The 6,000-nt window shown below is 72.3% G+C and carries 6 protein-coding genes; 2 read left to right on the top strand and 4 right to left on the bottom strand.

Annotated elements, in window-relative coordinates:
* Positions 1–493: 493 nt before the first annotated feature.
* Positions 494–2,047, bottom strand: coding sequence for a recombinase family protein (locus ACGFI9_RS30425; RefSeq protein WP_393183362.1), 1,554 nt, complete (start codon positions 2,045–2,047; stop codon positions 494–496).
* Positions 2,048–2,098: 51 nt separating this feature from the next.
* Positions 2,099–2,539, bottom strand: a complete 441-nt coding sequence (locus tag ACGFI9_RS30420) for a SigE family RNA polymerase sigma factor (RefSeq protein ID WP_393183360.1) — start codon at positions 2,537–2,539, stop codon at positions 2,099–2,101.
* An 89-nt stretch (positions 2,540–2,628) separates the two neighbouring features.
* Here ACGFI9_RS30420 and ACGFI9_RS30415 point away from each other — a divergent pair, with 89 nt between their 5' ends.
* Positions 2,629–3,498 (top strand): aminoglycoside phosphotransferase family protein, encoded by an 870-nt coding sequence (locus tag ACGFI9_RS30415; RefSeq protein WP_393183358.1) that lies wholly within the window; start codon positions 2,629–2,631, stop codon positions 3,496–3,498.
* Between the two features lie 39 nt (positions 3,499–3,537).
* On the opposite strand, the gene ACGFI9_RS30410 is transcribed toward ACGFI9_RS30415, so the two are convergent.
* Positions 3,538–4,131, bottom strand: a complete 594-nt coding sequence (locus ACGFI9_RS30410) for an NADPH-dependent FMN reductase (protein WP_393183356.1) — start codon at positions 4,129–4,131, stop codon at positions 3,538–3,540.
* A 114-nt stretch (positions 4,132–4,245) separates the two neighbouring features.
* On the opposite strand from ACGFI9_RS30410, the gene ACGFI9_RS30405 reads away from it, so the two are divergent.
* Positions 4,246–5,085: a helix-turn-helix domain-containing protein gene (locus ACGFI9_RS30405; RefSeq protein WP_393183354.1), complete on the top strand. Its 840-nt coding sequence runs from the start codon at positions 4,246–4,248 to the stop codon at positions 5,083–5,085.
* Between the two features lie 87 nt (positions 5,086–5,172).
* Here the strand turns inward: ACGFI9_RS30405 and ACGFI9_RS30400 are convergent, their stop codons facing one another.
* Entirely contained in the window at positions 5,173–5,982 is an 810-nt protein-coding gene (locus ACGFI9_RS30400) for an Fpg/Nei family DNA glycosylase (protein ID WP_393183352.1), read from the bottom strand.
* Between the last annotated feature and the right edge of the window lie 18 nt (positions 5,983–6,000).

The following is a 6,000-nucleotide window of genomic DNA, read 5'->3' as shown; positions in this document are numbered from 1 at the left end:
CGTCAACTCATCCAACGAGCCCGCACGCTTTACCGCTGGGACACCCGGCCGACAACCCGCCGACTCAGGTGACGCCTATTGCCGGTCGCTCTAAAGTCCGGTGAAGCAGAGTGATTCAGCGGCGTACGTCGCGACAGCTGCTATCCCTCGACCCGACCCGATGGCTCGGATCCGAGAGTGTGACCCCTGTTGACCTGCTGTGCGAGCAAATCGCCGGCAAGTCGCCGGACCTCTGGCGACCGGAAGCAAAAGCATACGCCGCAGGCTGGACCGGGCGTCGAGGGCCTGCACGGGTAGGAAGACCTACGCCGCCTGCGGGTCGCGGCAGTTGCTCGTTTCTGCTGGTCAGCAGCGGTGACGTCGAAGGCGAACCGCCGCAGCACCCGCCGGCCCGGTAGGAGACAGGCGGCGGACACGACCGACACTCACCCCCGGCCGAAAGGTCAAGTCGTCCAGCGACTCGCCTCGCGGCTGCCGCGCAGGATCAGGTCGCTTACTGGTCTTGCGGGCCGAACTTCCAGGTCCAGTCGAGGCGGTGGCGGCCGAAGGTGCGGCGTTCGCCCTTGAACCCGGCGCGTAGGAGTTTGATGTCGGCGACGAGGCGGATGATCTCCCGCTTGACCGGAATGTCGTCGCCCAGGTCCTGCCACGTTTGCACCGCCTGGTCGCCGATGCGCCCGCGCAGCACGGCGGGGATCCCGGCGTGGGCGGCGCGTTGCTCGTACTCGGCGATCTGCGCCAACAGGCCCTTCTCGGCACGGGCGTAGGCGATCGCGGTGACCTCGCCCTCCTCACCCAGCTTCCGCCAATCCTCCAACTCGCCCCGCAGCCGTTGCGCCTCTGCGCGGGCGTGGGCAACTTCCTCGTCGGTGGCGCTGGCGGCGGTGAGGGTGTCGTACACGTCGGGGCGGGACAGCCACGCCACCACCGTGCGCTGCACGTACTCATCCAGGAACTCGGCCTTCACCGCCGTGCACCGCTTGTGCAGGCAGGAGTACACCTGACCGGTCCAGCCGTGCCGGTTGAGCCGCTGCGACGACAACGGACCCCCGCACACCCCGCAGCGCACGATGTATGACAGCAGATGCACCGCCCGCGCCGGGCGGGTCGTCGTGCGGGACGGGTCGCCCAGCATCCGCACCACAGACCAGTACGTCTCCTCGCTCACCAGGGCGGGCCAGATCCCGTCGCCGACGATCTCCCCGCGCAGTACCCGCTTGCCGATGTAGGCGGGGTTCATCAACTGCTTGCGCAGGATCCCGCGCCGCCAGATCCCGCCTTGCGAGGCAGGGATGCCGAGGCGGTTGAGTTCGGCCTCCCGGACGGTGAGGGGCATGCCTTCGGAGATCTTGCGGAAGTTGTCCCGCACCACCTGAGCGTGCGAGTACTCAGTGACGGTCCCGTCGGCGGCGACCGCAGTGCGGACCTCGGTGTCCGGCTCCTGGCGCAGCAACGCCTTCGTGCGTTGGTCGTAGATCCGCCGGTACCCGTAGGTGATCTTCCCGTGCGGGCGGCCCGCTTCGGCCGCGCCGACGATGCCGCGCAGCACGTTGTCGCGGATCGAGTCGGCCATCCACTCCGCCTGCACCGCCTGGAAGCCGAGCATCATCCGGTCGTTCTTGTCCCGCAGGTCATACAAAACGCCGCCGACCAGCCAAAAGTAGAGACCGACCTCGTGGCACATGTCCCGGATCTTCACAAACACCGCGAGGTCACGTTCCTTGCGGGAAATCTCCCACACCACCAGCACGTCACCCTTGCCCGCGCGGATCTGCTCGATCAACAACTCGAACTGCTCCCGCTCCTTCGTCGCACGCCGGCTCGCCGAGCGGTGGTTGTCAGTAAACGACCCCGCGTCCGCCCACGAACGCTTCGTAATCTCCGCCAGATTGAGCACACCCTGGTCGTGGACGCTCTTGCCCTGCTCCTTCTTGTCCTGACTCGCGCGCTGATACCGCAACGCCCGCACCTCTACGCCACCGGCCAGCAACGCGTCCTTGCTGTCGAACCGGCCCCGATTCCCCGACCGGACCCTCCGCCGTACCATCAGACCGTCCCCCTAGATCGACGTTCGTGTCGGCAACATCGACCCTAGCTTCTAACGATCCTTGACAGTGCCGGGCGAGCAGCCCAGCGTCCGGGCCACCTCCTCGACCGGCAGGTCGTGCAGGAAGCGCAGCACCAGCACCGCCCGCTGGCGGGGCGGCACCTGGGCCAGGGCGTCGCGCAGCACGGTCCGCTCCTCGACGCCCCGGTCCTCGGTGGACCGGACGTCGGGGGGCCCGCCGAACAGGTGCACCCGCCACCAGCCGCGCCGCCGGGTGTCCAGGAAGTACCGGACCAGCACCGTGCGGACGTACGCGTCGAGCTGCTCGACCTCGCCGATGCGCGCCCAGCGCAGGTAGAGCCGCGTGGCGGTCTCCTGCACCAGGTCGTCGGCCTGGTCGGCGTCGCCGCAGAGCGCGTACGCGAGCCGGCGCAGCGCCGGCAGGCGCGCGGCGACGTACTCGACGTATTCCTGGTCCGATGCGTCCGGCATCCGGCCACCTCCGTGGGGTTCGCTGTTCCAGACGACACCCCGCCGGAAACGGTTGTACGCGATCGGGGAACAGGCCCGAGGATGGCCGGATGGAGATCCCCGAGAGCCTGCGCTGGACCGAACGGATCCCGGCGGGCCGGGCGTGGCGGGCGGTGCTGCCGGACCGGCTGGCGGAGTGCGTCGCGCAGTGGGACCTCCGGGTGGTGGGACCCCCGTTCGGGTACGCGTTCGCCTCGCTTGCGGTGCCGGCAGAGCTGCCGGACGGCACGCCGGCGGTGCTGAAGCTGCAGTACCCGGACGACGACAGCGTGCACGAGGCGGCCGCGTTGGCGCACTGGGCCGGCCGGGGTGCGATCCGGCTGCTGGCCCACGACCCGGGGCGGCGGGCGCTGCTGGTGGAGCGTTGCGTGCCCGGCACCCCGTTGCACGCGTTGCCGGCGGACGCGGCGCTGGCCGCCGTGGTCGAGCTGCTGCCCCGGCTCGGCGTGCCGGCCGGCCCGCCGTTCACCCCGCTCGCCGAGGAGGCGGCCGGCTGGGCGGAGCGGATCCCGGCGCACTGGGAGCAGGCCAACCGGCCGTACGAGCGGCGGCTGCTGGACACCGCCCTCGGGCTGCTCGCCGACCTGGCTCCGAGCCAGGGCGAGCAGGTGCTGGTCAACCAGGACCTGCACGCCGGCAACGTGCTCCGGGCGACGCGGGAGCCGTGGCTGGTCATCGACCCGAAGCCGCTGGTCGGCGAGCGGGAGTTCGGGCCGGTGCCGATGGTGCGCGGGATGGAGCTGGGGCACTCGCCCGCGGCGGTGCGGCACCGGCTGGACCGGCTCAGCGCCGAGCTGGGCCTGGACCGGGAGCGGGTCCGGGGCTGGACGGTCGTGCACTGCACGGCGTGGAGCATCGGCGCGGGACAGCTGTTCCCGAACCAGATCGAGGTGGTCCGCTGGCTGCTCGGCGTGGAGTGACCGGTCCCCGGCGACGGCCGGGGACCGGTGCCGGTCCGGTCAGGCCGGATACGGGACCGCGTCGCGGGCCGCCCGCAAAGCTCCGGCCCACCAGGCGAGCTGGTCCAGCAGGGTCTTGGCGTATCCGGGCGCCGCGGCGTCCAGCGGCCGGCCGTCCTCCCAGCCGGTGAAGTAGTTCGGGAAGGCCAGGCCGTCGCGGATCGTCACCGCGTGCAGTTCGGTGAGGACGTTCTCGAGGTGGAGGACGGCGTGGCGACCGCCGGCGGCCCCGCCGTAGCTGACGAAGGCGACCGGCTTGGCCGTCCACTGGGTGAAGTGCCAGTCGATGGCCGCCTTCAGCGAGGCGGGATAGCTGTGGTTGTACTCCGGTGTGACCAGGATGAACGCGTCCGCGTCCGTCAACCGGGCGGTCAGCGACGCCATCCCCTCCGGGCGGGGGTAGGCGTCGCCGGCGAACTTCGGGGACTCCGCCGGCAACGACAGCGGGATCTCGACCTCGGCGAGGTCGACGACGTCGACCTCGAACCCGCCGTGCTCGCGCGCCTGCTCGGCGACCCAGGAAGCGACGACGGGCCCGAACCGGCCCTCGCGGACGCTTCCGATGACAACGACCAACTTGTGCTTCTTGCTCATGCGGTCCACGGTCCGCCGCCGCGACGGCCGCAACCAGACCGGGCGCAGGCTGGCCCCCGTGGGGCCACGCTACGAGGTTCAGGGCCGCCGGCACCCGCCCTAGACTTCGGACCCATGGGTACGCCGTTGGGGGATTTCGTCCGGGCCAAGCGCGACAGCATCCAGCCGGAGTCCTTCGGCCTGCCCGATCGTGGCCGGCGTCGGGCTCCCGGCCTGCGGCGCTCGGACCTGGCCACCCGCGCCGGGATCAGCGTGGAGTACCTCACCCGGATCGAGCAGGGACGGGACCGCAACCCGTCGCCCGCGGTGCTGAACGCGCTCGCCGACGCCCTGAGCCTGGACGCCCGGGAACGCGACCACCTGCGCTACCTCGCGAAGATCACCGGCGGCGCCTGCCCTGGGCACCGGCGGCCGTCGCCGCCCAACCGTGAGGTCCGGCCCGCGGTGCTGGCGACCCTCCGACTGCTGGAGCCCGCCGCCGCGTTCGTCACCAACCGCCTCGGCGACGTGCTCGCGTACACGAGCGGGTTCGAGCTGGTCATGCGGGGGATCGGGCTGCTCGACACGGAGCGGCCGAACCTGACCCGCTACGTGTTCACCGATCCGCGTGCCCGTACCTTCCTCCCCGACTGGCACCAGGTGGCCGACGAGCAGGCGTTCGACCTCTGGCTCGGGCCGTCCGCGGAGACATCCGAGTGGTTCAAGGCCGAACTCGCCCCCGTCGCCGGGCCGGAGTTCACCCGACGGCTCCACCACCACCTGCCCCCGTCGCCCGTCCCGCTCCGGATCGACCATCCCGCCGCGCAGGAGCTGCGCTGGGACCGGGAACGGCTGGAGCTGCCGAGCACCGACGCGCAGCAGCTGGTCGTCCTGCTGCCCGCCGACGAGGCGACCGCGCACGCCGTCGAGCAGCTGCGGCACCGCCCGCGGGGCATCCTTCGGGCGGCGAGCTGACGCCGCCGACGCGGTGCGGGACGCGGCCCGGCGCTCGCCGCGACGCCGGTGGCCGGCGGGGTCGGTCGCGGGGGTACCGCTCCGGCGTCAGCCGGCCTGGCAGGTGGCGCACCAGTAGAGGTTGCGGCCGGCCAGCGCGCCCCGGCTGACCCCGGTGCCGCAGACGTGGCAGGGCGCGCCGGGGCGGCGGTAGACGTACACCTCGCCGCCGTGCCGGTCGACCCGGGGCGCGCGGCCCATCGCCTCCGGCAGGTGGATCTCCCGTACGGTGTCGATCCGGCCCCGCTCCACCGCGCGGGTCATCAGCGCGACCAGGTCCGCCCAGAGTTCCCGCCAGCCCGCCGGGCTCAGGTCACGGCCGGGCAGGGTGGGCGGCAGCCCGGCCCGGAACAACGCCTCGGTCACGAAGATCAGCCCGGTGCCGGCCACCACCGACTGATCCAGCAGCAGCGCGGCCAGCGGGGTGGGGCTGCGCCGGATCCGCGCGTACGCCCGGTCGGGGTCGGCGTCGGCCCGCAGCGGGTCGGGGCCGAGCCGGTCGCGCAGCGCGGCCACCTCGGGCGGGGTGAGCAGCTCGCAGGCCGTCGGGCCGCGCAGGTCCAGCCAGTGGGCGTCGCTGGTGAGCCGCAGCCGGATCTGGCCGACCGGGGGCGGCGGCTCGCCGGGGCCGTCGGTGACCTTGCCGTAGAGCCCGAGATGCACGTGCAGGGTCAGCTCGCCCGCGTAGTGGTGCAGCAGGTGCTTCCCGTACGCCTCGGTGCCGTCCAGGACGGTGCCGCTGATCCGGGCCGCGCCCTCGGCGAAGCGGCCCTGCGGGCTGGCGGCCTGCACCTTGTCGCCGGCGAACAGCTCGGCGTGCCGGGCCGCCAGGCGGTGAATGGTGTGTCCTTCTGGCACGCCGGCAACGGTAGCCGG

It is taken from the genome of Micromonospora sp. NPDC048930, from assembly GCF_043197935.1.
Classification (GTDB): Bacteria; Actinomycetota; Actinomycetes; order Mycobacteriales; family Micromonosporaceae; genus Micromonospora.
Note: the sequence above shows the minus strand (reverse complement) of the source record. Positions and strands in the feature narration are given on the sequence as shown.

Coding starts and splice junctions, on each gene's coding strand:
- ACGFI9_RS30405 (WP_393183354.1), top strand. CDS start 4,246: ATGGGTACGCCGTTGGGGGATTTCGTCCGGGCCAAGCGCGACAGCATC.
- ACGFI9_RS30415 (WP_393183358.1), top strand. CDS start 2,629: ATGGAGATCCCCGAGAGCCTGCGCTGGACCGAACGGATCCCGGCGGGC.
- ACGFI9_RS30425 (WP_393183362.1), bottom strand. CDS start 2,047: ATGGTACGGCGGAGGGTCCGGTCGGGGAATCGGGGCCGGTTCGACAGC.
- ACGFI9_RS30410 (WP_393183356.1), bottom strand. CDS start 4,131: ATGAGCAAGAAGCACAAGTTGGTCGTTGTCATCGGAAGCGTCCGCGAG.
- ACGFI9_RS30420 (WP_393183360.1), bottom strand. CDS start 2,539: ATGCCGGACGCATCGGACCAGGAATACGTCGAGTACGTCGCCGCGCGC.